This window comes from Streptomyces sp. NPDC002156 (assembly GCF_053593675.1).
In genome coordinates, this window is sequence record NZ_JBSFDA010000106.1 from 1 (window position 1) to 22,331 (window position 22,331).

At 70.4% G+C, this 22,331-nt stretch carries 19 protein-coding genes and 1 pseudogene; 10 read left to right on the top strand and 10 right to left on the bottom strand.

The window, feature by feature from the left end:
- Nucleotides 1–82: 82 nt before the first annotated feature.
- The 5 genes from ACWCRB_RS33120 to ACWCRB_RS33140 all read right to left on the bottom strand — a co-directional run bounded on the left by ACWCRB_RS33120 (nucleotide 83) and on the right by ACWCRB_RS33140 (nucleotide 6,269).
- Nucleotides 83–994, bottom strand: a complete 912-nt coding sequence (locus ACWCRB_RS33120) for a UTP--glucose-1-phosphate uridylyltransferase (protein ID WP_450999580.1) — start codon at nucleotides 992–994, stop codon at nucleotides 83–85.
- 207 nt (nucleotides 995–1,201) lie between these two features.
- The gene (locus ACWCRB_RS33125) at nucleotides 1,202–2,386 is read right to left on the bottom strand and encodes an MDR family MFS transporter (RefSeq protein WP_450999581.1); all 1,185 of its coding nucleotides are present in this window, start codon (nucleotides 2,384–2,386) and stop codon (nucleotides 1,202–1,204) included.
- Between the two features lie 29 nt (nucleotides 2,387–2,415).
- Complete coding sequence (locus ACWCRB_RS33130) at nucleotides 2,416–4,176, bottom strand: ABC transporter permease subunit (RefSeq protein ID WP_450999582.1); 1,761 nt, start codon at nucleotides 4,174–4,176, stop codon at nucleotides 2,416–2,418.
- Nucleotides 4,177–4,179: 3 nt separating this feature from the next.
- On the bottom strand, nucleotides 4,180–5,685 hold the full coding sequence (locus ACWCRB_RS33135) for an ABC transporter substrate-binding protein (protein WP_450999583.1): 1,506 nt from the start codon (nucleotides 5,683–5,685) through the stop codon (nucleotides 4,180–4,182).
- 107 nt (nucleotides 5,686–5,792) lie between these two features.
- Nucleotides 5,793–6,269 carry a GNAT family N-acetyltransferase gene (locus tag ACWCRB_RS33140; protein ID WP_450999608.1) on the bottom strand — a complete coding sequence of 159 codons (477 nt, stop codon included), beginning with the start codon at nucleotides 6,267–6,269 and terminating at the stop codon, nucleotides 5,793–5,795.
- Between the two features lie 241 nt (nucleotides 6,270–6,510).
- On the opposite strand from ACWCRB_RS33140, the gene ACWCRB_RS33145 reads away from it, so the two are divergent.
- The 4 genes and pseudogenes from ACWCRB_RS33145 to ACWCRB_RS33160 all read left to right on the top strand — a co-directional run.
- Nucleotides 6,511–7,461 (top strand): ATP-binding protein, encoded by a 951-nt coding sequence (locus ACWCRB_RS33145; RefSeq protein WP_450999584.1) that lies wholly within the window; start codon nucleotides 6,511–6,513, stop codon nucleotides 7,459–7,461.
- A gap of 53 nt (nucleotides 7,462–7,514) precedes the next feature.
- Nucleotides 7,515–7,907 carry an SCO5389 family protein gene (locus ACWCRB_RS33150; protein WP_450999585.1) on the top strand — a complete coding sequence of 131 codons (393 nt, stop codon included), beginning with the start codon at nucleotides 7,515–7,517 and terminating at the stop codon, nucleotides 7,905–7,907.
- Nucleotides 7,908–8,006: 99 nt separating this feature from the next.
- Nucleotides 8,007–10,847 (top strand): excinuclease ABC subunit UvrA, encoded by a 2,841-nt coding sequence (gene uvrA, locus ACWCRB_RS33155; protein ID WP_450999586.1) that lies wholly within the window; start codon nucleotides 8,007–8,009, stop codon nucleotides 10,845–10,847.
- Nucleotides 10,832–11,857: pseudogene (locus ACWCRB_RS33160) on the top strand (RNA polymerase sigma factor); the annotation flags it as partial. The gene uvrA and the pseudogene ACWCRB_RS33160, both read left to right, overlap by 16 nt.
- A gap of 26 nt (nucleotides 11,858–11,883) precedes the next feature.
- On the opposite strand, the gene ACWCRB_RS33165 reads toward ACWCRB_RS33160, so the two are convergent.
- A complete protein-coding gene (locus ACWCRB_RS33165) occupies nucleotides 11,884–12,846 on the bottom strand; it encodes an alpha/beta hydrolase (RefSeq protein ID WP_450999587.1) in 963 nt (320 codons plus the stop codon).
- A 234-nt stretch (nucleotides 12,847–13,080) separates the two neighbouring features.
- Here ACWCRB_RS33165 and ACWCRB_RS33170 point away from each other — a divergent pair, with 234 nt between their 5' ends.
- On the top strand, nucleotides 13,081–13,539 hold the full coding sequence (locus ACWCRB_RS33170; protein ID WP_450999588.1) for a MarR family winged helix-turn-helix transcriptional regulator: 459 nt from the start codon (nucleotides 13,081–13,083) through the stop codon (nucleotides 13,537–13,539).
- A gap of 132 nt (nucleotides 13,540–13,671) precedes the next feature.
- On the opposite strand, the gene ACWCRB_RS33175 is transcribed toward ACWCRB_RS33170, so the two are convergent.
- A complete protein-coding gene (locus ACWCRB_RS33175; protein ID WP_450999589.1) occupies nucleotides 13,672–15,117 on the bottom strand; it encodes an MFS transporter in 1,446 nt (481 codons plus the stop codon).
- Nucleotides 15,118–15,369: 252 nt separating this feature from the next.
- On the opposite strand from ACWCRB_RS33175, the gene ACWCRB_RS33180 reads away from it, so the two are divergent.
- From ACWCRB_RS33180 to sthA, 3 genes are all read left to right on the top strand, one after another.
- Nucleotides 15,370–15,954, top strand: a complete 585-nt coding sequence (locus ACWCRB_RS33180) for a TetR/AcrR family transcriptional regulator (RefSeq protein ID WP_450999590.1) — start codon at nucleotides 15,370–15,372, stop codon at nucleotides 15,952–15,954.
- 127 nt (nucleotides 15,955–16,081) lie between these two features.
- The gene (locus ACWCRB_RS33185) at nucleotides 16,082–17,398 is read left to right on the top strand and encodes a DUF3533 domain-containing protein (RefSeq protein ID WP_450999591.1); all 1,317 of its coding nucleotides are present in this window, start codon (nucleotides 16,082–16,084) and stop codon (nucleotides 17,396–17,398) included.
- Nucleotides 17,399–17,489: 91 nt separating this feature from the next.
- Nucleotides 17,490–18,893, top strand: a complete 1,404-nt coding sequence (sthA, locus tag ACWCRB_RS33190) for a Si-specific NAD(P)(+) transhydrogenase (RefSeq protein WP_450999592.1) — start codon at nucleotides 17,490–17,492, stop codon at nucleotides 18,891–18,893.
- Nucleotides 18,894–18,927: 34 nt separating this feature from the next.
- On the opposite strand, the gene ACWCRB_RS33195 is transcribed toward sthA, so the two are convergent.
- On the bottom strand, nucleotides 18,928–19,113 hold the full coding sequence (locus ACWCRB_RS33195) for a DUF397 domain-containing protein (protein ID WP_450999593.1): 186 nt from the start codon (nucleotides 19,111–19,113) through the stop codon (nucleotides 18,928–18,930).
- 144 nt (nucleotides 19,114–19,257) lie between these two features.
- On the opposite strand from ACWCRB_RS33195, the gene ACWCRB_RS33200 reads away from it, so the two are divergent.
- Nucleotides 19,258–19,509, top strand: a complete 252-nt coding sequence (locus tag ACWCRB_RS33200) for a hypothetical protein (protein WP_450999594.1) — start codon at nucleotides 19,258–19,260, stop codon at nucleotides 19,507–19,509.
- Between the two features lie 203 nt (nucleotides 19,510–19,712).
- On the opposite strand, the gene ACWCRB_RS33205 is transcribed toward ACWCRB_RS33200, so the two are convergent.
- On the bottom strand, nucleotides 19,713–21,260 hold the full coding sequence (locus ACWCRB_RS33205; protein WP_450999595.1) for an MFS transporter: 1,548 nt from the start codon (nucleotides 21,258–21,260) through the stop codon (nucleotides 19,713–19,715).
- A gap of 89 nt (nucleotides 21,261–21,349) precedes the next feature.
- Here ACWCRB_RS33205 and ACWCRB_RS33210 point away from each other — a divergent pair, with 89 nt between their 5' ends.
- On the top strand, nucleotides 21,350–21,691 hold the full coding sequence (locus ACWCRB_RS33210) for a winged helix-turn-helix transcriptional regulator (RefSeq protein ID WP_450999596.1): 342 nt from the start codon (nucleotides 21,350–21,352) through the stop codon (nucleotides 21,689–21,691).
- Here ACWCRB_RS33210 and ACWCRB_RS33215 read toward each other — a convergent pair.
- Nucleotides 21,686–22,300, bottom strand: coding sequence for a malonic semialdehyde reductase (locus ACWCRB_RS33215; RefSeq protein WP_450999597.1), 615 nt, complete (start codon nucleotides 22,298–22,300; stop codon nucleotides 21,686–21,688). The genes ACWCRB_RS33210 and ACWCRB_RS33215 overlap by 6 nt on opposite strands.
- Between the last annotated feature and the right edge of the window lie 31 nt (nucleotides 22,301–22,331).

Here is a 22,331-nt window from a genome sequence, read left to right on the forward strand (position 1 = left end):
ATCCGGACCGGCGTTTGAGGACGAGCGCGTTCAGCGCGATACGGGGGTCTGGGGGCAGAGCCCCCAGGACGAGACCGGGGAGTCACTCGGCTCCTGCGGTCTCCTCGTCCTCCAGTTCCTTCGCCAGGCGGCGCAGATGCGGGCCGTACTCCGGGTCGTTGAGCGCTGCCGCGAACTGGGCGGTGAGGTAGGCGAGGGGGTTGCCGGTGTCGTACCAGCGGCCGTGGATCACCTGGCCGTAGACGGCGCGGTTGGCGGCGTAGGCGTTGATGGCGTCGGTGAGGTAGACCTCGCCGGTGCGGTGGTCGTACCAGCGCTTGGTCTGTTCGCGCAGTTCGTCGATGATGCCGGGCGTGATGACGTAGCCGCCGATGGCCGCGTACGACGAGGGCGCGTCCTGCGGGCGGGGCTTCTCGACCAGGCCGGTGATGCGCAGCAGACCGTCGTCGAGGTCCTCCTTGACCACGGGGACGCCGTAGCGCTGGGAGTCGCCCGGGTCCATCGGCATCAGCGCGAGGACCGGGGAGTTGGTGGCCTCGTACGCCTTGATCAGCTGCTGGGCGCGCGGGACCTCGGCGACGAACACGTCGTCGGGCCACAGCACCAGCAGCGGCTCGTCGCCGATGTTGCGCGAGGCGTTGAGGACGGGGGTGCCGTTGCCGTAGGGGCCCTGCTGGTAGAGGTAGGTGATGTGGCCGAGCCGGGACAGCTCGCCGACCTCCTCCACGGCGTCCGCGTACGCCGACTTGCCGTCGGCGCGCAGCTGGTCGACGAGGCCGGGGTTGGGCCGGAAGTGGTCCTGGATCAGCCCCTTGTCGCCGGACACGACGATGGTGATGTCGGTGATGCCGGAGGCCACGAGCTCCCGGACGGTGTGCTCGATGACGGGCTTGTCACCGACGGGCAGCATCTCCTTCGGTGTCGCCTTGGTGAGCGGCAGCAGCCGGGACCCCAGTCCGGCTGCGGGAATGACTGCCCTGCGAATCGTGGCCATGGGCCCCCCTGTACGAAAACGCGTACGTTTCATCGGTCGGTAGTACTTGTCGCTGGCGCTTACTGGTACTTGGTCGTGCTCGGTTGTTCATGGTCCTGCTCGGCGCCGCTCACCCGCGCGTGTCGGCGCGGGTGGTGTGACGCTACCAATCGGCATGCCCCACCGCCGCACCTCCCAGACCCCGCAGGTGCTCCTCCGGCCACCGGTTCAGGCCCGTCGCGGCAGTACGGCGATGGCCGCGAGGGGTACGGCGGCCAGCACCAGCCAAGGGACGGCGGCGGGCAGTCCGGTGTCGAGGAGGGTGCCGGTCAGCGAGCTGCCGACCAGCACGATCAGGCCGGAAACCGACGACAGGGCGCCGGTGTAGAGGCCGAGCCGGCCCTCTTCGGCGAGGTCGGGGACCCAGGCGCGGGCGACCGGCGCGACCAGCATCTGGCCGAAGGTGAGCAGGACGACGAACCCGGCGGCGGGCAGCAGCCCGACGGTTCCGGTCCAGGCCGCGGGCCTGGCCAGCGCCACGACGGCGAATCCGGCGGAGATCAGCAGCATGCCGACGACCATCGAGCGGCGCAGGGCGAGACGGTCGCCGACCCAGCGGGTGACCGGCAGTTGGGCGGTCACGACGAGCAGCGAGGAGAGGGCGAACAGCCAGGCCAGGGCGGTCTGCGAGCCGGTCGCGCGCTCGACCTCGTCGGGGAGTGCGAGGTACAGCTGGTTGTACGCGAGGAGATAGGCGCCGTACGCGGAGCAGAGTGCGAGAAACCGACGGTTGCGCAGCAGTGTGCGCACGCCCCCTTTCGCGCGTATGCGCTCCCTGCCGGGTATGTGCTGCGGGAGCAGCCAGGCGTGCCCGGCGAGGACGAGGACGAAGATTCCGGCGCCCGCGAGACAGACGACACGGAAGTCGACGGACAGCAGCAGTCCGCCGAGCAACGGCCCGACGAAGGCGCCCGCCTGTCCGGCGACGGTGAACAGGGCGAGGACGCGGGTGCGTGAGCCGCCGCCCTGCTCCTCCCAGACCACGGCCTGCCGGGCGACCTCGGACTCGACGGCGGGCGAGAAGAGCGCGGCGGCGAAGCCGATGAGAAGGACGGCGCCGATGACGGTCGCGGTCGAGTCGGCGTAGCCGAGCCAGGCGAAGCCGGCGATGCGCAGGGCGCACCCCGCGAGCACCACGGGCCGGATGCCGTACCGGTCGGCGAGCGCGCCGCCGACCACGAACAGCCCCTGCTGACTGAAGGTACGCAGCCCGAGCACGAACCCGACGAGCCAGCCGGCCATGCCGATCGCCTGCCCGAGATGCTCGGAGAGAAAGGGCAGAACGGCGAAGAACCCGACGTTGAAGGCGAGTTGGGTCAGGATCAGCAGCCGCAGCAGCGCCGACAGTCGCATCCGGGCAGGCGACTTACCCTCGACGACTGTCACTGGAGGGCCAACTCTCGTGTCTCCGGAAGCGGTTGAGCCGCCCGCACCGCCCTCCGAGGCCGCCGAACCCTGAGCCCCGCAGCGGTCACCGCCAACGCGCCCAGCAGGGCGAGTACGGCGGCCGGGGCGAGGACCGCCCAGGGGGCGCGTTCCGCGTACGGCTGGTTCTCGGCGAGGAGCAATCCCCATTCCGGGGACGGTGGTTGGGCGCCGAGGCCGAGGAAGCCGAGGGCCGCCAAGGCCAACGCGACTGCCGGCAGGCGCAGTAGGGCGTGCCGGGTGACCGGGGGCAGCGCGGCGGGCAGGAGTTCGTGGCGCAGGACGTACCAGCGGTCGGCGCCCAGGCCCCGGGTGGCCGTGACATGCAGCGTGGCCCGTTCCTGGCGCAGCAGGGCGGCGGTGTGCGCGGCCAGCGGTGCCCAGGCGACGGCGGTCACTGCGAGCGCGGGGGTGGCCCCGCCGCTGCCCACGACCGCCGTGACGAGCAGCGCGGCGAGGACGGGCGGTATCGCGTTGACGGTGTCGACGAGCGGTCCGGACACCCGGGGCACCAGTCCGAGCACCAGCCCGATCAGCAGCGCTGCGGCACTGATCGCCGAAGCGAGCAGCAGCGTGTCGAGGGCGCCGTGTCCGACGCGGGCGAGGACGTCGCGGCCGAGTGCGTCCGTGCCGAACGGGTGTGTCCAGGACGGGGGTTGGAGCCGGGCCCGGGTGTCCAGGGCCAGGGGGTCGCGTGGCAGACCCAGGGCTACGACGCCGAGCAGTACACCGGCGTACAGCAGGGGTGGGGTGCGGCGGGCGGGCGGACCGGGGCGGTGCAGGGAGGAGAGGCCGCCGTCTCGCAGGGCGGGGCCGATCAGCAGTCGGGCTGTCAGCCGGGTTCCACCCGCTGCCACCGCCGCCAGCAGGACCAGGGCGAGGGTGCTGGCCTGGAGCACCGGCAGGTCCTGGGCGATGGCGGCCTGGAGGGCGGTGCGGCCGAGGCCGGGGATGTCGAAGATCTGCTCGACGGCGACCGAGCCGCCGGTCAGCCCGACGACGAACAGGCCCGCGTTGGGCAGCAGTCCGGGCAGACAGCGGCGTACCGCCTGGCTCGCGATCCGGCGGGCCGGGATGCCGCGTGCGGCGGCGGCCAGCGCCCAGGGTTCGGCGAAGGCGCCGGGCAGCAGATCGTCGAGGAGCCGGCCGAGCAGAGCCCCGGCGGGCAGGCCTATGGCGAGCCCAGGGAGGATCGTCCACTGGAAGCCGTACCAGCCGAGGGCGGGCAGCCAGCCGAGCTGGACGCCGACGACGGTGGCGAGCACGGACGCGGTGAGGAACTCGGGCAGCGCGGCGACCATCGCCGAACCGCTGCCGCCGGTGCCCCGGCGCCCGGCGCTCCACAGCGTCGGGGCGCACACCAGGGCGGCGACGAGAACGGCGATGGTCAGTGCGACGGCCATCAGCAGCAGCGAGGCGCCGAGGGCCTCAAGGACCCCGGGCATGACCTCGCCCCCGGAGATCCAGGACCGCCCGGCGTCCCCGCGCGGCAGACCGCCGAGCCACTCCCCCAGCAGCCGCAACGGCCCGGCGTCCAGGCCGAGTTGCTCCCGGATGTCGGCCAGTACGGCCGGGGTGGCCTCGCGTTCCGCCGACCGGGCCTTGAGCACGGTGAGCGCCGGGTCGGTGCGGGTCAGCCAGGGCAGCAGGCCGATCCCGCACACGAGCAGCGCGGCGAGCAGGGCACGCCACAGGAGCGTGCCCACACGACCCCGCACGGGTCAGCGCCGGGTTCCGGTACCGACCAGCGTGCGCTCGTACGGATCGAGGAGCACGCCCTGTACGTCGGCGGCGACGCCGGTGATGATCCGCTGGTGGACCAGCGGGACGACGGCGTCGGCACCGAGGATCAGGGCCTCCGCCGCCATGGCCGCGTCCTGCCTCTTCGCGGTGTCCTCGACGCCCTCGGCCTCGGCGACGGCCTGGTCGACCTTCTTGTCGGAGAGGAGGGAGAGGTTGTAGCCGCCGTCGGAGGTGTAGTCGCTCGCGAGGACGGAGACGGGGTCGCCGGAGTCGAGCATGGTGTTGCGGGCGGCGACGACGGCGTCGAACTTGCCGGCCAGCGCGTCGCTCTCGAGGCGCGAGTACTCCCGTACCTCCAGCGTCACCTTGAACCCGGCCTTCTCCAGCTGCTGCTTCAACACCTGTGCGGCTTCCGGGAGTTCGGGCCGGTTGTCGTACGTGGCGAGGGTGACGGCCGTGCCGTCGGGCGCCGCCGCCTTCGCTCGGCCGGTGGGCTGGACGCGCTTGCCCTCGGCCCAGGTGAGCGCCGGGCCGTAGATGCCCTGGCCGGCGTCGGCGTGGCCTTCGTAGACGCCGTCGGCGATCGCGGAGGTGTCCACGGCGGCGCGGGCTGCGGCGCGCAGCTCGGCGTCCTTGAAGGCGCCGGACTTGGTGTTGAGGTGGAGGTAGGTGGTGCGGGCCGTGGCGGTCTCGCGGCGGGTCGCCTTGTCGAGGGAGGCGGCCTGGGCGACGGGGATCGACTCCGCGATGTCGACCTGGCCGGTGCGCAGGGCGTTGGCGCGGGCGGTGCCGTCGGCGATGAACCGGGCGTCGATGCCGGCGGCCTGGGCGCGTCCGCCCCAGTAGTCGTCGAAGCGGTCGAGGGTGGCGGCGGTGGAGCCGGTGGTCTTCGTCAGCTCGAAGGGTCCGGTGGCGGTGCCGACCGGGTCGACGGCGCCCTTCTTCGCGAACGCCTTGGGCGCGAGGACGGCGAGGCCGGGGCTGGAGAGGCGCAGCGGGAGCACAGGGTCGGGCTCGGCGGTGGTGACGGTTATTCGTCCGTCGGCCGCGGCCTTCGCGGTGAGGGTGACGCCGGTGAGGGCGGCGGGCTCGGGCTCGGCCTGGGTGGCGCGGGTGAGGGCGGCGGCGACGGTGGCCGCGGTGACTGCGGTGCCGTCCTGGAAGGTGGCCTCGCGCAGGGTGAACTGCCAGGTGCGGTCGTCCTGGCGGGTCCAGGACTCGGCGAGCGCGGGCGCGGCGGAGCCGTTGGCGTCCAGGGCGGTCAGGCCCTCGGTGACGCCGAGGCGACTGAGGAGGGTGGCGTCGGCGCCGTACGGCGAGAAGTTCTCGGCGGGCGGGAAGGCGAGCGCGACCTTCAGCCGGGAGCCGGATCCGGCGTCCGACGACGAGTCGCCGTCGTCGCTGCCGCTGGAGGCGAAGCAACCGGTGAGCAGCGGGGCGAACAGCAGTCCGACGAGCAGTCGGCGACGGCGGGGGGTGCGCATGATCCTCAGTTCTGTGAAGGGGGCGGTGCGGCACGGACGGAGGCCGCACGGAAACTGGACCCTATATGATTATCATTTCCAGTAGCCAGCCCGGGGGCCGCCTGCGATCACAGCTCCAGCGGAACCTCGAAGTGGACGACGCTCTGCCCGCCACCCGCGTCCTCGCGCTCGTCGTGCACGACCTTGCCGAGCGACCGCCAGAAGCCCTCGGCGCCGGTGACCGCGGGGTCCGTGTGCAGATACACGGCGCGATAGCCGCCGTCGGCCGCCGCGAAGGCCAGCAGTTCGGCCACGAGCCGCCGGGCCAGTCCGCGCCTGCGATGCTCGGGACGGACGTACACCCGGCGCAGTTGCGCGGTCGCGCCCGAGGGGTAGCGCTCGGCGACATGGAGGGGGTTCGGCGGGTGGAGCGGGCCGCGCGAGTCGAGGGCGGCGGTGGCGACGACGCTCGCGTCGCGCTCGTCGACCGCGACCAGGAGGGTGTGGCGGGCGGGCGCGAGATATGCGGACGCGGGGTCGACTATGTCGCCGTGCCAGCGGGGCACGTACCCCGTCCCGAAGTCGCGGTAGACGGTGTCGAGCATGACGGCCCGCGCACCGTCGAGGTCGTCGGAAGTCGCCGTCCTGATGCCGTATGGATGCACCTGCACATCATATGCATTTAGGAACGTCGAACAAACGGCCTCCAACTCGACACCGTCGCGCCTCAGTTGAGGGCGAGGCGATTTGACAGGGCCCCGGACACCGCATAAATACTTGCCACATGACATTCATTTTCAAAAGGGCTGGCAAAGAGGCCGCCGTCGGCCGAGGGGCGACCAGGTAATGCGCGTCGCGTTCGTCGGCAAGGGCGGCAGCGGCAAGACCACGCTGTCCGCACTGTTCTCCCGCCATCTCGCACGCTCCGGCGCGCCCGTGGTCGCCATCGACGGCGACATCAACCAGCACCTCGCCGAGGCACTCGACCCGGTCGGTGGCGAGGCGTTCGCCGCGCCGCCGCTCAGCGCGCACCTCGGTGACATCAAGGACTTCCTGCGCGGCACCAACCCGCGTATCGAGTCGCGCGAGGCCATGGTCAAGACGACCCCGGCCGGCCGTGGCTCCCGGCTGCTGCGTCCGCTCGGCGACGACGAGATCCACGCCCGGCACGTCGAGCGCGTGGGCGGTGTGCCGCTGATGGCGACCGGCGCCTTCGAGGAGAGCGACCTGGGCGTCGCCTGCTACCACTCCAAGCTGGGCGCGGTGGAGCTGTACCTCAACCATCTCGTCGACGGCCCCGGCGAGTACGTCGTCGTCGACATGACCGCCGGCGCGGACGCCTTCGCCTCCGGGCTGTTCACCCGGTTCGACATGACGTTCCTGGTCGCCGAACCGACCCGCAAGGGCGTCTCCGTCTACCGCCAGTACCGCGACCACGCCCGCGAGTTCGGGATTCCGCTCGCGGTGATCGGCAACAAGGTCACCGGCGAGGACGACCTGCTCTTCCTCAAGGAGGAGACCGGCGACGACCTGCTCACCCACTTCGTCCAGTCCTCCTGGGTGCGCGCCGCCGAACAGGGCCGCGACCAGGGCGAGTTGGAACCGCACAACCGGCACGCCCTGAACCAGCTCAAGGACGCGCTCGACGCCCGCCCCAAGGACTGGGCCACCTTCCAGCGGCACGCCGTCGAGTTCCATCTGCGCAACGCCCAGGCGTGGGCGGACAAGGCGACGGGCCTCGACCTCGCCGATCAGGTCGACCCGGAGTTCGTGCACGGGCCCGCCGCCCTCGCCTGACCACACCCCCACTGCCCCACTTCGTGAGATCGAAAGAACAGGACACCCCCTTCATGTCGCTCGACGTCTCCCCCCAGCTCCTCGCCGAAGCCGAGCAGGGTGACATCCGCGAGGACGACTTCGTCGAAACCGTCCGCACCTCCCTCCCCTACGCCTACGACCTCATCGCGGACCTCGCCTCCGAACTCCAGGGCGGCACCTCCGAGTTCGCCGACAACCAGACCCCGCCGCCCTCCGAGCAGGAGCGCGGTCAGCTGCTGCGGGCGCTGGCCAGTGACGCGATCCGGGGCAGCCTGGAGCGGCACTTCGGCATCGCGCTCGCCTTCCAGAACTGCCACCGGGTCGCGGCCTTCCACCCCGGCGCACAGAACGGCGAGACCTACGCCCGCTTCACCTCGCTGCGCTCGCAGGTCCTCAACCAGTCCCCGGAGTTCCGCGACTGCTGACGGGGCGATGCTGACGGGGCGATCCAGATTTCCCGGCCCCAAAAAAAGTTGATAACGATTCGGCAGCCCTACGGCCCCCTGCCCTCTACGGTCGAACGGGTGAAAGACCGCATCGTCATCAAGGGCGCCCGTCAGCACAATCTCCAGGACGTCTCCGTGGAGCTGCCCCGGGACGCGCTGATCGTATTCACCGGGGTGTCGGGTTCCGGGAAGTCGAGTCTCGCGTTCGACACCATTTTCGCCGAGGGGCAGCGGCGTTATGTGGAGTCGCTGTCGGCGTACGCGCGGCAGTTCCTGGGGCAGCTCGACAAACCCGATGTCGATGTCGTCGAGGGCCTGTCGCCGGCCATCGCGATCGACCAGAAGACGACCGGCCGCAATCCCCGCTCCACCGTCGGCACGATCACCGAGGTCTACGACCATCTGCGGCTGCTGTACGCCCGGGTCGGCCGCCCGCACTGTCCGGTGTGCGCCGAGCCGGTCAGCCGGCAGACCCCGCAGCGGATCGTGGACCGGCTGCTGGAGCGGCACGAGGGTGCGCGCGTCCAGCTGCTGGCCCCGGTCGTCCGGGACCGGAAAGGCGAACACGCCGAGGTCTTCCGCCAGTTGATGTCCGACGGCTTCAGCCGGGTCCGGGTGGACGGCGTCACCCTGCCGCTGTCGGGCGGAACGCCCGCGCTGGACAAGCGCGTCAAGCACTCCGTCGAGGTCGTGGTGGACCGGCTGACGCTGAAGCCGGGGGTACGGCAGCGGCTGACGGAGTCCGTCGAGACGGCGCTCGGTCTCGCAGGCGGTGTCGTCTGGGCCGACTTCGTGGACCTCGAAGCCGCCGTTCCCGAGCGGGAGTCGAGGTTCTCGGAGCGGATGGCGTGCCCTCGCGCCCACGACATCGACCTGGAGTCGCTGGAGCCGCGGCTGTTCTCCTTCAACGCGCCCTGGGGGGCCTGCCCCGAGTGCACGGGCCTCGGCGCCCGTACCGAGGTGGACCCCGAACTCGTCGTACCGGACGAGGAGTTGTCGCTCGCCGAGGGGGCGATCGCGCCCTGGACCAACACCAGCGGCGCCGACTACTTCACCCGCCTCCTCGAAGCGCTGGCCGCCGAACTCGGCTTCAGCACCGCCACGCCCTGGCGCCAACTCCCCGCCGCCGTACGGAAGTCCGTGCTGCACGGGACCCCGGGGCAGCTGCACCTCGCCTACCGGAACCGGTTCGGGCGCGAGCGCTCGCATCTCACCCGGTTCGAGGGGGTCGTGCCGCACATCCGGCGCCGGCATGCCGAGGCGGACGGCGAGGGGCGGTTCGCGGGCTATATGCGCGAGGTGCCGTGTCCGGCCTGCGCGGGCGCGCGGTTGCGGCCGAGCGTACTGGCCGTCACCGTCGGCGGCCGGAACATCGCCGAGCTGACCGCACTGCCGATCGATGAACTGGCCCTGTTCATAGGTAAGTTGACGCTCGAAGGCTGGGAACTCCGGGTCGCCGAAGCCGTACTGGCGGAGATCGGTGAGCGGCTCCGCTTCCTTCTCGACGTCGGGCTCGACTATCTGTCGATGGACCGGCCCGCCGCGAGTCTGTCGGGCGGGGAGGCGCAGCGCATCCGGCTCGCGACGCAGATCGGTGCCGGGCTGGTCGGGGTGCTGTATGTGCTGGACGAGCCCAGCATCGGGCTGCACCAGCGCGACAACCGGCGGCTGATCGAGACGCTGCTGCGGCTGCGCGACCGGGGCAACACGGTGATCGTCGTGGAGCACGACGAGGACACCGTGCGGATCGCCGACTGGGTCGTGGACATCGGTCCGGGCGCCGGTGAACTCGGCGGACGCGTGGTCCATTCGGGCAGTACGGAGGAGCTGCTGGCGCACCCCACCTCTCTCACCGGCGCGTATCTCTCCGGCCGCCGCCGGATTCCGCTCCCGGCGACGCGCAGACCGCGTACCGAGGGCCGTGAACTCACCGTCCACGACGCTTCCGAGCACAACCTCCGGAACATCACGGTGTCGTTCCCGCTCGGGCAGTTCGTCGCGGTCACCGGTGTCTCCGGTTCGGGCAAGTCGACGCTGGTCAACGACATCCTCCACGCGGCCCTCGCCAAACGCCTGTACCGGGCCCACCAGGTGCCGGGACGGCATCGGACGATCACCGGGATCGAGGAGATCGACAAGGTCGTACAGGTCGACCAGTCCCCCATCGGCCGCAGCCCGCGCTCCAACCCGGCGACGTACACGGGCCTGTTCGATCACCTCCGCAAGCTGTTCGCGCAGACCCCGGAGGCGAAGGTGCGCGGCTATCTGCCGGGCCGGTTCTCCTTCAACGTCAAGGGCGGGCGCTGCGAGCACTGTTTCGGCGACGGCACGATCAAGGTCGAGATGAGTTTTCTGCCGGACGTGTATGTGCCGTGCGAGGTGTGTCAGGGGGCCCAGTACAACCGCGAGACCCTGGACGTGCACTACAAGGGGAAGTCGATCGCCGACGTCCTCGCCCTGACGATCGAGGAGGGTCTGGCCTTCTTCGACGGGCACGGGATCATCTCCCGGCATCTGGGCGTCCTGCACGACGTCGGCCTCGGCTATGTGAAGCTCGGCCAGGCCGCCACCACCCTCTCCGGCGGCGAGGCACAGCGGGTCAAACTCGCCGCCGAACTCCAGCGCCGTACGCGGGGGCGCACACTGTATGTACTGGACGAGCCGACGACCGGGCTGCACGTCGACGACGTCCGCCGGCTGCTGGCCGTACTGCATCGACTCGTCGACGCGGGGAACACGGTCGTCGTCATCGAGCACAACCTCGATGTCGTCAAGACGGCGGACTGGGTGATCGACATGGGCCCGGAGGGAGGGACCGGTGGCGGCCGGGTGATTGCCCAGGGCACTCCGGAACACGTGGCGGCCGAGGCTCGTTCTCATACAGGGACGTTCCTGCGTGCACTCCTGGAGAGGAAGTGAGCACGATGGCGACCGACACCGAGGTGACCGATGTGTTCGACCCGGCCACCGAGGACGAGAGCGATGCTCCCCTCCCCCGGCTCAGCAACGCGGGAGGTTCGGTCGACCAGGTGCGGGACTATCTCCGGCTCATCGCCCGGGTCCGGCTGCTCAGCGCCGACCAGGAGGTCGACCTCGCGAAACGCATCGAGGCCGGGCTGTACGCCGAGCACAAACTGCTGGAGGAGCCGCCCGAGGACGCCGTGCTCCGACGGGAGCTGGAGATCGTCGCCGCGGACGGGGAGCGCGCCAAGTCCCACCTCATCGAGGCGAACCTCCGGCTGGTCGTGTCCGTCGCCAAGCGCTACACGGGCCGGGGGCTGCTGTTCCTGGACCTGATCCAGGAGGGCAACACGGGTCTGATCCGGGCCGTCGAGAAGTTCGACTACGCGAAGGGCTTCAAGTTCTCGACGTACGCGACCTGGTGGATCCGGCAGGCGATCTCCCGCGCACTGGCCGACCAGGGCCGGACCATCCGGATCCCCGTCCATCTGGTCGAGGTCATCAACCGGGTGGCCCGCACCCGCCGCGAGCTGATCCAGGACCTCGGCAAGGAACCCACCCCGGAGGAGCTGGCGGAGAAGGCGGGCGTCGACGTGGAGCGGCTGCCCGAACTGGCCGCCTACACCAGGGAACCCGTCTCGCTGCACACCGCCCTCAGCGAGGACGGCGACGGCGAGTTCGGCGACCTGATCGAGGACCGCGACAGCGTCACACCCATGGACATGGTCACGTTCCTGCTGCTGCAGGAGACGATCCAGTCCATCCTCGCGGACATGACGCCACGGGAGGCCGGGATCATCTCCCTGCGCTACGGCCTGTCCGGCGGCCGGACGAGAACCCTGGAGGAGATCGGCCAGGTGTACGGCGTGACACGCGAGCGGATCCGTCAGATCGAGTCCAAGACGATGTCCAAGCTGCGCCACCCGTCCCGCTCCCAGATCCTGCGGGACTACCTCGACGCCATGTGACCCGGCCGTCCTCCAGGCTTACGGGCTCAGGCGGTGCCGAGTGCCGTACGCAAAGTGCTGATCGCCTGTCCGATGGCGGCCTCGGCGGCATGCGTCCCGCGCAGGGCGTTGAGCATCACGAAGTCGTGGATGATCCCCTGGTAGCGGACGGCGGTGACGGGTACGCCGGCCTCGCGCAGCTTGTTCGCGTACGCCTCGCCCTCGTCGCGCAGGACGTCGGCCTCGGCGGTGATGACCAACGCCGGGGGCAGGCCGGTGAGTTGGGCGGTGGTGGCGCGCAGCGGGGACGCGGTGATCTGGGCGCGCTCGGACGCGTCGGTCGTGTACTGGTCCCAGAACCATTCCATGGCGTCCCGGCGCAGGAAGTAGCCCTCGGCGAACTGGTGGTAGGAGCCGGTGTCGAAGGCGGCGTCGGTCACCGGGTAGAAGAGGACCTGCTGGACGAGGGGCACATCGCCGCGCTCCTTGGCCATCAGGGTCAGCGCGGCGGCCATGTTGCCGCCGACGGAGTCACCGGCGACCGCGATCCGGGTGGCGTCCAGGTAGTGGTCGGCGCCGTCGGAGACGATCCAGCGGGCGACGGCGTAGTTCTGCTCGATCGCGACCGGGTAGCGGGCCTCGGGCGAGAGGTCGTACTCGGGGAAGACGACCGCGGCCCGGGCGCCGACGGCCAGTTCGCGCACCAGACGGTCATGGGTGTGGGCGTTGCCGAAGACCCAGCCGGCGCCGTGGATGTAGACGATCACGGGCAGTACGCCCTGGACACCGGCCGGGCGGACGATCCGCGCCCGGACCTCTCCGGTGGGGCCGCCGGGGACGGTGACCCACTCCTCGTCGACGGCGGGCTTGTCGATCTCGCCCGACTGCACCTCGTCGACCGTCTTGCGGCCCTCGACCGGGCCGAGGTCGAAGAGGTACGGCGGATTCGCGGTCGCCTCGGCGAAGCCGGCGGCGGCGGGTTCGAGGACGGGGCGGGTGTCGGTCGTCATGACGATCTCCTCGGATCGGGTGCCGGGGCAAGGCTCCACCTGCGGGTTTCGCCGGGGAGCGGCGGCACACCAGAAGAGTAGCGCTCGATTAGATCGTGCGCTACTTATTCGACCTCTATTTGTTGGCGCGCTATGGAATCGGGAGGACGTGAACGTTAGGGTGGAAATCACCGTGCACGGCGTCATGCGGACACGGAACCGACCAAGGACAACGAGGAGACCAGGAGCCCTACCGTGAGCGCACCCGGAAGTGCACCACCACAGGAGGGCTCCCTGCTCCTCGACGACCAGCTCTGCTTCGCCCTCTACGCGGCCTCCCGGGCGGTCACCGCCCGCTACCGGCCGCTGTTGGACGAGCTGGGGCTGACCTATCCGCAGTACCTGGTGATGCTGGTGCTGTGGGAGCAGGACTCGATCTCGGTACGGGACCTCGGCCACGCCCTCCAGTTGGAGTCCAGCACCCTCTCCCCGCTGCTGAAGCGCCTGGAGGGGAACGGTCTGCTGCGGCGCGAGCGGCGGGCGGAGGACGAGCGCTCGGTCGCCCTCCGCCTCACCGAGGCAGGCGCCGCGATGCGCGACCGGGCGGGCTGGGTGCCTGGCGCCATCGGCGACGCGATGGGCCTCACGGCCGAACAGGACGCGCTGGCCAAGCAGTTGCTGCGCCTGCTGACGGCCAACGTCAGCGGCGGCTGACGCCGGCGCTCCGTCTCAGGAGGATCCGCGGGACATGTGGTTCGTTCACCGCGGGCCGGTGGGGGCTTGTCGCGCAGTTCCCCGCGCCCCTGAAAACCGGGGCACGGGCCGGCTCCCCCGGCTGAACCTCGGTCAGGTGCGGGTGGCGGTTTCGGGCTGCGCGGGTGACGGGTCGGCGGCGGTTCGGGCTGCACGCAGGGGCTGTTCTGTACGGGTGGTCGGTACCAGGAGGGCTGCCAGGGCTGCGGCCAGGCAGAGGACGGCCAGTAGGGCGAAGCCGTGGGTGTAGCCGGATTCGTACGGGAGGCCTGAGGGCTGGAGGCTGCTCGTGACCAGCACGCTGGTCAGGGCGGCGCCGATCGAGCCGCCGATGGTGCGGACGTTGGCGTTCATGCCGGTCGCCGCGCCGGTCTGCTCGGGCGGGACGCTGCCGACGATCAGGTTGGCCATCGAGGCGAAGGCCAGTCCGATGCCGAGGCCGAACACGCCTGCCACGAAGGCGACTTGCCACTGTTCGTCATGCCACAGGGTGAGGAATCCACAGGCGACGGCGCCGAGCGCGGCACCGGCCGTGAGCAGTTTCCTGGCGCCCAGTACCGGTGTCAGCCGGCCGCCCAGGACACCCGCGAGGAACATCGCGATCAGCATCGGCAGCATGAGCAGTCCGGCGGAGGTGACGCTCGCGCCGAATCCGTACCCGGCGGAGGCGGGCGTCTGGACGAAGCCGGGGAGGAAGGACCAGATCGAGTACATGCCCGCACCGAAGAGCAGCGCGGCGGTGTTCGTGGTCCACACGGCGGGCAGGCGCATGATCTTCAGGTCGATGAGGGGGGTGCTGGAGCGCGCCTCGGTCAGCAGCCAGAGGGTGAAGAGGAGTACGGCGGCTGCGAACAGGCCGATCGTCCGGCCCGAGCCCCAGCCCCATCGGGTCGCCTGACTGAGCGGCAGCAGCAGGGCGACCAGCCAGGCCGACAGCAGTACGGCACCGAGCCAACTGACGCGCCCGACAGCCCTGTTGGGCGACTCGGGGACATAGCGGATGGCGATCAGGGTGGTGACGGCCACGACGCCGACGGGCAGCCAGAACAGCCAGCGGTAGTCGAGCGCGGTCACGATCGGCCCGGCGGCCACCATGCCGACACCGCCGCCCGCCGCGAGGACGGCGGACAGGTTGCTGATGCTGCCGCTCACCTCACCCGGCGGGAACTCGTCCCGGATGATGCCGAACGACAGCGGGAACAGCGCGCCGCCCGCGCCCTGGACGACCCGGGCGAAGATCAGTACGCCGATGTTCGGTGCGAGCGCGGCGAGCAGACAGCTGAGGGTGACGACCACGAGGACGGCGACGAGGGTGCGCTTCTTGCCGATCAGGTCGCCGACGCGGCCGAGGATCGGGGTGAAGACCGAGGCGGACAGCAGGAAGGCCGTCATCACCCAGGTCGCGGTGGACTGCGAGGTGTCCAGGGCGTGCTGGACGGTCGGCAGGGCCGGCGCGATCAGCGACTGAAGCATGGAGAACACGCCCGCACCGGTCGCGAGGACCGCGAAGGTGAGGCGGGTGGAGCGCGTTGAGCGCATGGAGCCAGTGGACTTGCGGGGCATGGAAAGGCATCTCCGAACAGAGGTGGCGGAGTAGACGTAGACGTGATGAGGGCCGCGTTCGCGCACGCCTGCGATGCGCACGGCCGTACGCGTCGCATGGGGGAACGCACCCCGACTGCTAAAGTGGAGGTACGCCTCCATTCTAGCGGAGGCTCACCTCCGCTTCAATACCGGAGGCCCGCATCCGTTTCGAGCGCGCCCGACCGGCGCCCGGCCAGGGAGGCATCCGTGACGGCACAGCCGTACCCCGTCAGCGGTTTCGTCGCGGCGCAGCGCCCGCACCGCAAGGACGCGGCGCGCAACTACGACGCCCTGCTGGCCGCCGCGCGCGAGGCGTTCGCGGAGCACGGCTCCGAGGCGTCCCTGGAGGACATCGCCCGGCGCGCGGGCGTCGGCATCGGCACGCTGTACCGCAACTTCCCCACCCGCCGCCATCTCTTCGAGAGCGTGTACGCCGACGAGGTGGACGCCCTGTGCCGGTTCGCGCTGGAGGTCGCCGACCAGCCGCCGTGGGAGGCGCTCACCGCGTGGCTGCGCCGCTTCGTGGGGTACACCGTGACCAAACGGGCCGTCCGCGAGGCCCTCAACCACGAGTCGGAGATCTTCCTGGCCTGCCGGGACTCGATGTACCAGGCGGGCGGCCCGCTGTTCGAGCGGGCGCAGGAGGCCGGGGAGGCGCGCAAGGACATGACCTTCGACGACCTGGTGCGCATGCTCGCCGGCATCACCTCGACGAACTTCCTCGACGACACCCAGCGCGACCGCGTCCTGGCGGTGGCCCTCGACGGGGTCCGCGTACACATGGCTCCGTAGTCGTACGTCCGTCGTCGCCGCCGGCTCGGCGAGTCGCTCGCGCGGGCGTGCCGCCGTACGCATGATCCTGGCCGGGCGGGCGGCGACCACCTCCGGTCCCGGGCCGCCCCAGAGCCACCGGAGAACCATGCCAGCCGACGACAGTCCGTCCTCCGGGACGTCCGCCGAACCCCCCTCCCCCGCCGCCGTCCGTATGCAGGCGCGCGCCACCGCGCTGCTGGTGCGGCCCAAGCTGTGGCTGCTGCCCACCGTCCTGACCGGCCTGCTCGCGCTGCTGCTGTCGCTCCTCTACATGGGCGGCATCGTGAGCCCCAACCGCGATCTGCACGACCTTCCCATCGGTATCGTCAACGCGGACCGGGGCGAGCCGTTGTCGGGGCAGCAGGAGAACCTGGGTGCGCAGATCGTCCGGGCCGTCACCACCGACACCTCCAACGGCGACAAGGCCGAGTGGCGTGAACTGAGCCTCGCCAAGGCCCAGGACGAGCTGGACTCGGGCAAGCTCTACGGAGCGCTGGTCGTGCCCGACGGCTTCACCGCCTCCGTCGCCGCGCTGACCGGCACGAGCGCCACCGCCCGTCCGGCGCTGACCGTGCTCACCAATCCCGGCAAGGGCAGCCTCGGTTCCTCCCTCGCCAGTCAGATCACCACGGCCGCCGCCCACCAGGCGTCGCAGAACATCGGCAAGCAGTTGACGGCAAGCGCGACGCAGGCCGACGCGACGGCGAAGCTGCTGCTGGCCGATCCGGTCGCGGTCACCACCCAGGTCGGGCATCCCATCGGCACCAACAGCGGCCTCGGGCTCAGCACCTTCTACTACACGCTGCTGCTCGTGCTGGCCGGGTTCATGGGCGGCAACGTCATCAGCAACGCGGTGGACACCTCCCTCGGTTACGCCGACAACGAGATCGGCCCCTGGCACACGCGCCGGCCCACCGTGCCCGTCGACCGCACCCAGACCCTGCTGCTGAAGATGGGCATGACCGCCGGGATCACGCTCCTCAGCGTCTCCCTGGTCATGCTCGCGACCGTCGGCATCCTCGACATGGACGCCGGTCATCTGCCCCTGTTGTGGCTGTACTCGTACTGCGCCACCCTCGCGGTCGGCCTCGGCGTCCAGGCCATCAACGCGGCCTTCGGCGGGATCGGGCAGCTCGTGTCGATGTTCGTGTTCATCGTCCTGGGCCTGCCCTCGTCCGGGGCCACGGTCCCGCTCCAGGCGGTCCCTGACTTCTACCGCTTCCTGTCCGCGTTCGAGCCCATGCGGCAACTCGGCGACGGGGTACGGGCCATCCTCTACTTCGACGCCCGCGGGGACGCCGGACTCACCCGCGCCTGGATCATGATCGCGATCGGCACCGCGCTCGCGCTGCTCTTCGGCTTCGCGATGACCCGCTACTACGACCGCAAGGGCCTCGAACGTCTCACTCCGCAGCCGTCTTGAGTCCAAGCGAGGGACAGAACGCGGGAGTGGACGCCAATCGTTGCCCGTTCACCCTTTCGAACGTCGGCCTCGGACTGACACACTCACGAGGGTGCCCGACTTCGACATGCTTGTCATAGGATCCGGCCCGGGCGGCCAGAAGGCTGCCATCGCGGCGGCCAAGCTCGGCCGCCGGGTCGCCGTCATCGACCGCCCCGACATGGTCGGTGGGGTCTCCATCCACACCGGCACCATCCCCTCCAAGACCCTGCGCGAGGCGGTTCTCTACCTCACCGGCCTCACCCAGCGCGATCTGTACGGCCAGAGCTACCGTCTCAAGGAGGACATCACCGTCGCCGACCTGACCGCGCGCACCGAGCACGTGGTCAGCCGCGAGGTCGATGTCATCCGCAGCCAGCTGTCCCGCAACCATGTCTCCCTGTTCGCCGGTACCGGCCGCTTCGTGGACGACCACACCGTGGCGCTGCAGGAAGTGACCGGCAACGAACGGCTGTTGAGCGCCGAGCACATCGTCATCGCCACCGGGACCCGGCCGGCCCGGCCGGACAGCGTCGAGTTCGACGAACAGACGATCCTGGACTCCGACAACGTGCTCAACCTGGAACGGGTCCCGCGTTCCATGGTCATCGTGGGCGCGGGGGTGATCGGCATGGAGTACGCCTCCATGTTCGCCGCGCTCGGCAGCAAGATCACGGTGGTCGAGAAGCGGGCCGGGATGCTCGACATGTGCGACGTCGAGGTGATCGAGTCGCTCAAGTACCACCTGCGGGACCTGGCCGTCACCTTCCGGTTCGGGGAGACGGTCGCGGCGGTGGAACGCCACCCCCGAGGCACCCTGACCATCCTGGAGAGCGGCAAGAAGATCCCCGCGGACGCGGTGATGTACTCGGCGGGCCGCCAGGGCCTCACCGACGAACTCGCCCTGGACAAGGCCGGGTTGTCCGCCGACCGGCGCGGCCGGATCACGGTCGACGAGCACTACCGCACCGAGGTCCCGCACATCTACGCCGTCGGCGACGTCATCGGCTTCCCGGCCCTCGCCGCGACCTCGATGGAACAGGGCCGGGCGGCGGCGTACCACGCGTGCGGCGAGCCGGTGGACCAGATGCACAACCTCCAGCCCATCGGCATCTACACCATCCCCGAGATCAGCTTCATCGGCCGCACCGAGGACCAACTCACCGAGGACAGCATCCCGTTCGAGGTCGGCATCTCCCGCTACCGCGAACTGGCCCGGGGCCAGATCATCGGCGACTCCCACGGCATGCTCAAGCTCCTGGTCTGCCCGGAGACCCGCAAACTCCTCGGCGTCCACTGCTTCGGCACGGGAGCGACGGAGCTGATCCACATCGGCCAGTCCGTGATGGGCTGCGAAGGCACGGTCGACTATCTGGTCAACGCGGTCTTCAACTACCCGACGCTCGCGGAGTCCTACAAGGTGGCGGCACTGGACGCGACGAACAAGCTGCGCCAGATCGACCGGTTGCGGGACTGAGTCCGCCGTACGGCTGGGCCCGTCGCCGAAGGGCTCAGCCGTGCGCGGCGTAGCGTATGAACGAGGTCCAGCCGTCGCGCCCGACGGAGAAGTGAGGGTGCGTCAGGTCTTTGGAGTCGCGTACGTAGACGGCCAGTTCGGCGGCGGCGACCTCAACACAGCTGTCGCCCTGGGTGCCGCTGTAGCTGGACTTGAACCAGGCGAGTTCCGTCGTGGTCATAGCTCTCCTCGCATTCTCTCCAGCAGACCCCGCGAGTCTTGAGGGTTCAATACCGTACAGACTTTCGCCCAGCGGATCTCCTTCACGCGCCGCGGTGCCCGCCTCGCCCGACTGCTCGCCGTCGAGCGGCTCCAGGCCTGGCAGGTGTCATCCGCCGTAATCGAACGGGCCGAGCAGATCGTCGCCGAGCAACTCCCGCTGCTGTGCGGGGACTTCGGGACACCGGTGGACGGCGCGTCGGGCCGGGGCCTGCTGCTGGTCGCCGCGCTCGCCGACCGGTGGGGCGTGGAGGCGTATCCGCCGAGCGGAAAGACCATGTGGGCGGAGGCTGGCCCCCGCCCGAGCCGCGTCGGCGGGTCGTCCCCGCTCTCCCTCCCCCTGGCCGACGCGACTTAGGAGACGGGGTGTCGCGTCGGCCAGGACAGCACCCGTCCGGTTGCCGATCGCCCGGACCGCCGACATCAACGCCGACTCGCCTGCCTCCGCTGTGCGGCGAGGACCGCGGAGTGCGCAGGCCGGGCATGCCTTCCAGGACGCCCCGTCTACGGGGTCCCGGCCCGGTAGGCGGCGGCGAGCCGGACAAGGCTGTTTGTGGTCAGTCAGGTGTCCTGGGACGCCTTGGGGCGCAGCATCAGCGCCGCCATCACCGCCGTACCGACCAGCACCGCCGTCGCGATCACCGCGACGACGGTGAAGCCGTGGTCGTACGCCTGGCGGGCCCCGGTGAGGACGGCGTCGGCGGTGGACTTCGGGAGGTGCGCGACGACGTCCTCGGCGGCGGAGAAGGACTCCTCGGCCTGGGCCCGGTCCCCGGTGCTCAGGCCCGGCACGTCGGGCAGACCGGTGCGGTAGACGAGGGTCAGCGCGGTGCCGAGGACGGCGACACCGAGGCCCGCGCCGAGTTCGAAGGACGTCTCCTGGATGGCGGCGGCCTCCCCGGACCGCTCGGGCTGGGCGGCGCTCATGATCGAGTCGGCGCCCAGGGTCATCACGATCCCGGCGCCGTAACCCGCGCACAGGAGCGGCAGCAGGAGCATCCCGTAGTGCGCGGTGTCCCCCACGGCGGCGATCGCGGCGCAGGCGGCGGCGAAGAGGACCAGCGCCCCGGTGAGCGACCAGCGGTTGCCCCAACGGGCCGACGCCCAAGGCGCCGTGACCGCGCCGACCGCGTTGGCGGCGGCCAGCGGCATCAGGGAGAGCCCGGCGCGCAACGGCGAGTAGCCGCCGACCTGTTGGAACCACTGGGTGAGGAAGAAGAGGAGGGCGACATAGCTGCCGAAGCAGCCGATGACGCACAGGGTAGCGGTGGTGAAGCGGCGTTCGCCGAAGAGGGAGAAGTCCAACAGGGGCTCCGCGAGCCGTCGTTGGCGGCGCACGAAGAGGTACAGCAGCGCGGCCCCGCCGAGCGCGGTGACGGCGATCACGGTGTCCACCTCGGCGTGCTCGCCGGCCTGCTTCAGCGCGTACACCACGCCCGCGAGTCCGGTGACGGACAGCGCAACGCTGGCCACGTCCCAGCGGCGCGGCACGGGATTCCTCGACTCGGGGATGACACGGGCGCCGACGACCAGGATGACGACGATGACGGGGACGTTGACGAGGAACACCGCGCCCCAGCCCCATCGTTCGGCGACGATCCCGCCGACCAGCGGTCCGATGGTCGCGCCGACGCTGTGCGCGGAGGTCCACACGCCGATCGCGAGGGCTCGCTCCCGGTCGTCGGTGAAGACGACACGGATGATCGCCACCGTCGACGCCATGATCATCGCGGCGGCGACGCCGAGCGCGGCGCGGGCGGCGATGAGCTGCCCGGTCGATGTCGCGAAGGCACAGGCGGCCGAGGCGAGACCGAAGGCGAAGAAGCCGCTCAGCACCATCCTGCGCCGCCCGATACGGTCCCCGAGCGTCCCGCACGTCACGAGCAGGGCGGCGAGCGCCAGCGAGTACACGTCGACGATCCACAGCAACTGCGCGGCGCTGGGGTGCAGATCGCGGCTCATGCTCGGCACGGCGACATGCAGCACCGTCAGGTCGATCCCGCACAGCAGCAGACTGCCCGAGACCACGGCCAGTACCAGCCAGCGCCGGTTCGGTGCGGCGGTTTCCTTCGATGTCCGCACCGGTGCGGCCACGTCCCTGTTCAACATATCCTCAGTTTCCGTATGTATCAACGCGGGCCGCAAGTACGGTCATTACTGTCCCCTAGTACCACTCGGTATACCAATGGAGGTCAGCGGTGCGTTCCGATGTCGAGGAAACGCCGGATCACTGCTCGGTCGAGTTCGCCATGGAGATTCTCGGGGGCCGTTGGAAACTGGCCATTCTGAAACAGCTGGTTCCGGGCACTCTCCGTTTCGGGGAACTCCGGCGGGCGCTGCCGCCGATCACCCAGCGCATGCTGACCCGGCAACTGCGGGAGTTGGAGGCGGACGGTCTGGTGACCCGGACCGTCCACCGGGAGGTACCGCCACGTGTCGAGTACACGCTGACGGACATCGGCCACAGCCTGGACTCCCTCACCGAGGAGCTGGACAAGTGGGGCCGCTGGTACCGGGAGACGGTCCGGCGCCCGTCATAGCGTCGTACGGATCTCGTCGTACGCCAGTCGTGGACCGCGCGGGCGGGAACCCGGCACGGGTCGGCCGAGGTTCATGACGAACAGCGTGGAAAGCCGGCCGTCGGGAAAGAATTCACGGTTGACGCCGTCCTCGTCGAATCCGCTCATCGGTCCGGCGGCGAGGCCCGCCGCTCTGACGCCGACAAGGAAATAGGCGGCTTGCAGGGCGCCGTTCAGCAGTGCCGAGTGTTCTCTGAGAGCGGGGTCGCGGGTGAACAGGTCCATCGCTCCGGGGAATTGGGGAAACTGCTCCGGAAGTCTGCGGTGGAATTCGTTGTCGACGGCCAGGAGTGCGGTCAGGGGTGCCTCGATGGTCTTTTCGCGGTTGCTCCTCGACAGGTGGACGGCCAGCCGTGCGCGGCTTCCGGCCGAGCGCAACAGGCAGAGCCTGAGGGGTTGTTGGTTGAAGGCGGTCGGGCCGTCGCGGACGAGGTCGTGGACCGCGCGGACCGTGTCGTCGTCGACGGGTTCGCCGGTGAACCGGTCCGCGGTGAACGCCTGCCGGAACAGCAGGTCCTGGGCGGTGTCGTCCAGGACCAGCCGTCGCGTCGTCCGGATCGTCCGGGTCATAGGGGGGTCGTCGGGGTGATCGGGGCCATCG

What these genes read in the sequence shown, in the direction of transcription:
- ACWCRB_RS33120 (WP_450999580.1), bottom strand. Translation starts at nt 994, where the DNA reads ATGGCCACGATTCGCAGGGCAGTCATTCCCGCAGCCGGACTGGGGTCC.
- ACWCRB_RS33125 (WP_450999581.1), bottom strand. Translation starts at nt 2,386, where the DNA reads ATGCGACTGTCGGCGCTGCTGCGGCTGCTGATCCTGACCCAACTCGCC.
- ACWCRB_RS33135 (WP_450999583.1), bottom strand. Translation starts at nt 5,685, where the DNA reads ATGCGCACCCCCCGCCGTCGCCGACTGCTCGTCGGACTGCTGTTCGCC.
- ACWCRB_RS33140 (WP_450999608.1), bottom strand. Translation starts at nt 6,269, where the DNA reads ATGCTCGACACCGTCTACCGCGACTTCGGGACGGGGTACGTGCCCCGC.
- ACWCRB_RS33145 (WP_450999584.1), top strand. Translation starts at nt 6,511, where the DNA reads ATGCGCGTCGCGTTCGTCGGCAAGGGCGGCAGCGGCAAGACCACGCTG.
- ACWCRB_RS33150 (WP_450999585.1), top strand. Translation starts at nt 7,515, where the DNA reads ATGTCGCTCGACGTCTCCCCCCAGCTCCTCGCCGAAGCCGAGCAGGGT.
- ACWCRB_RS33165 (WP_450999587.1), bottom strand. Translation starts at nt 12,846, where the DNA reads ATGACGACCGACACCCGCCCCGTCCTCGAACCCGCCGCCGCCGGCTTC.
- ACWCRB_RS33175 (WP_450999589.1), bottom strand. Translation starts at nt 15,117, where the DNA reads ATGCGCTCAACGCGCTCCACCCGCCTCACCTTCGCGGTCCTCGCGACC.
- ACWCRB_RS33185 (WP_450999591.1), top strand. Translation starts at nt 16,082, where the DNA reads ATGCCAGCCGACGACAGTCCGTCCTCCGGGACGTCCGCCGAACCCCCC.
- ACWCRB_RS33195 (WP_450999593.1), bottom strand. Translation starts at nt 19,113, where the DNA reads ATGACCACGACGGAACTCGCCTGGTTCAAGTCCAGCTACAGCGGCACC.
- ACWCRB_RS33205 (WP_450999595.1), bottom strand. Translation starts at nt 21,260, where the DNA reads ATGTTGAACAGGGACGTGGCCGCACCGGTGCGGACATCGAAGGAAACC.
- ACWCRB_RS33215 (WP_450999597.1), bottom strand. Translation starts at nt 22,300, where the DNA reads ATGACCCGGACGATCCGGACGACGCGACGGCTGGTCCTGGACGACACC.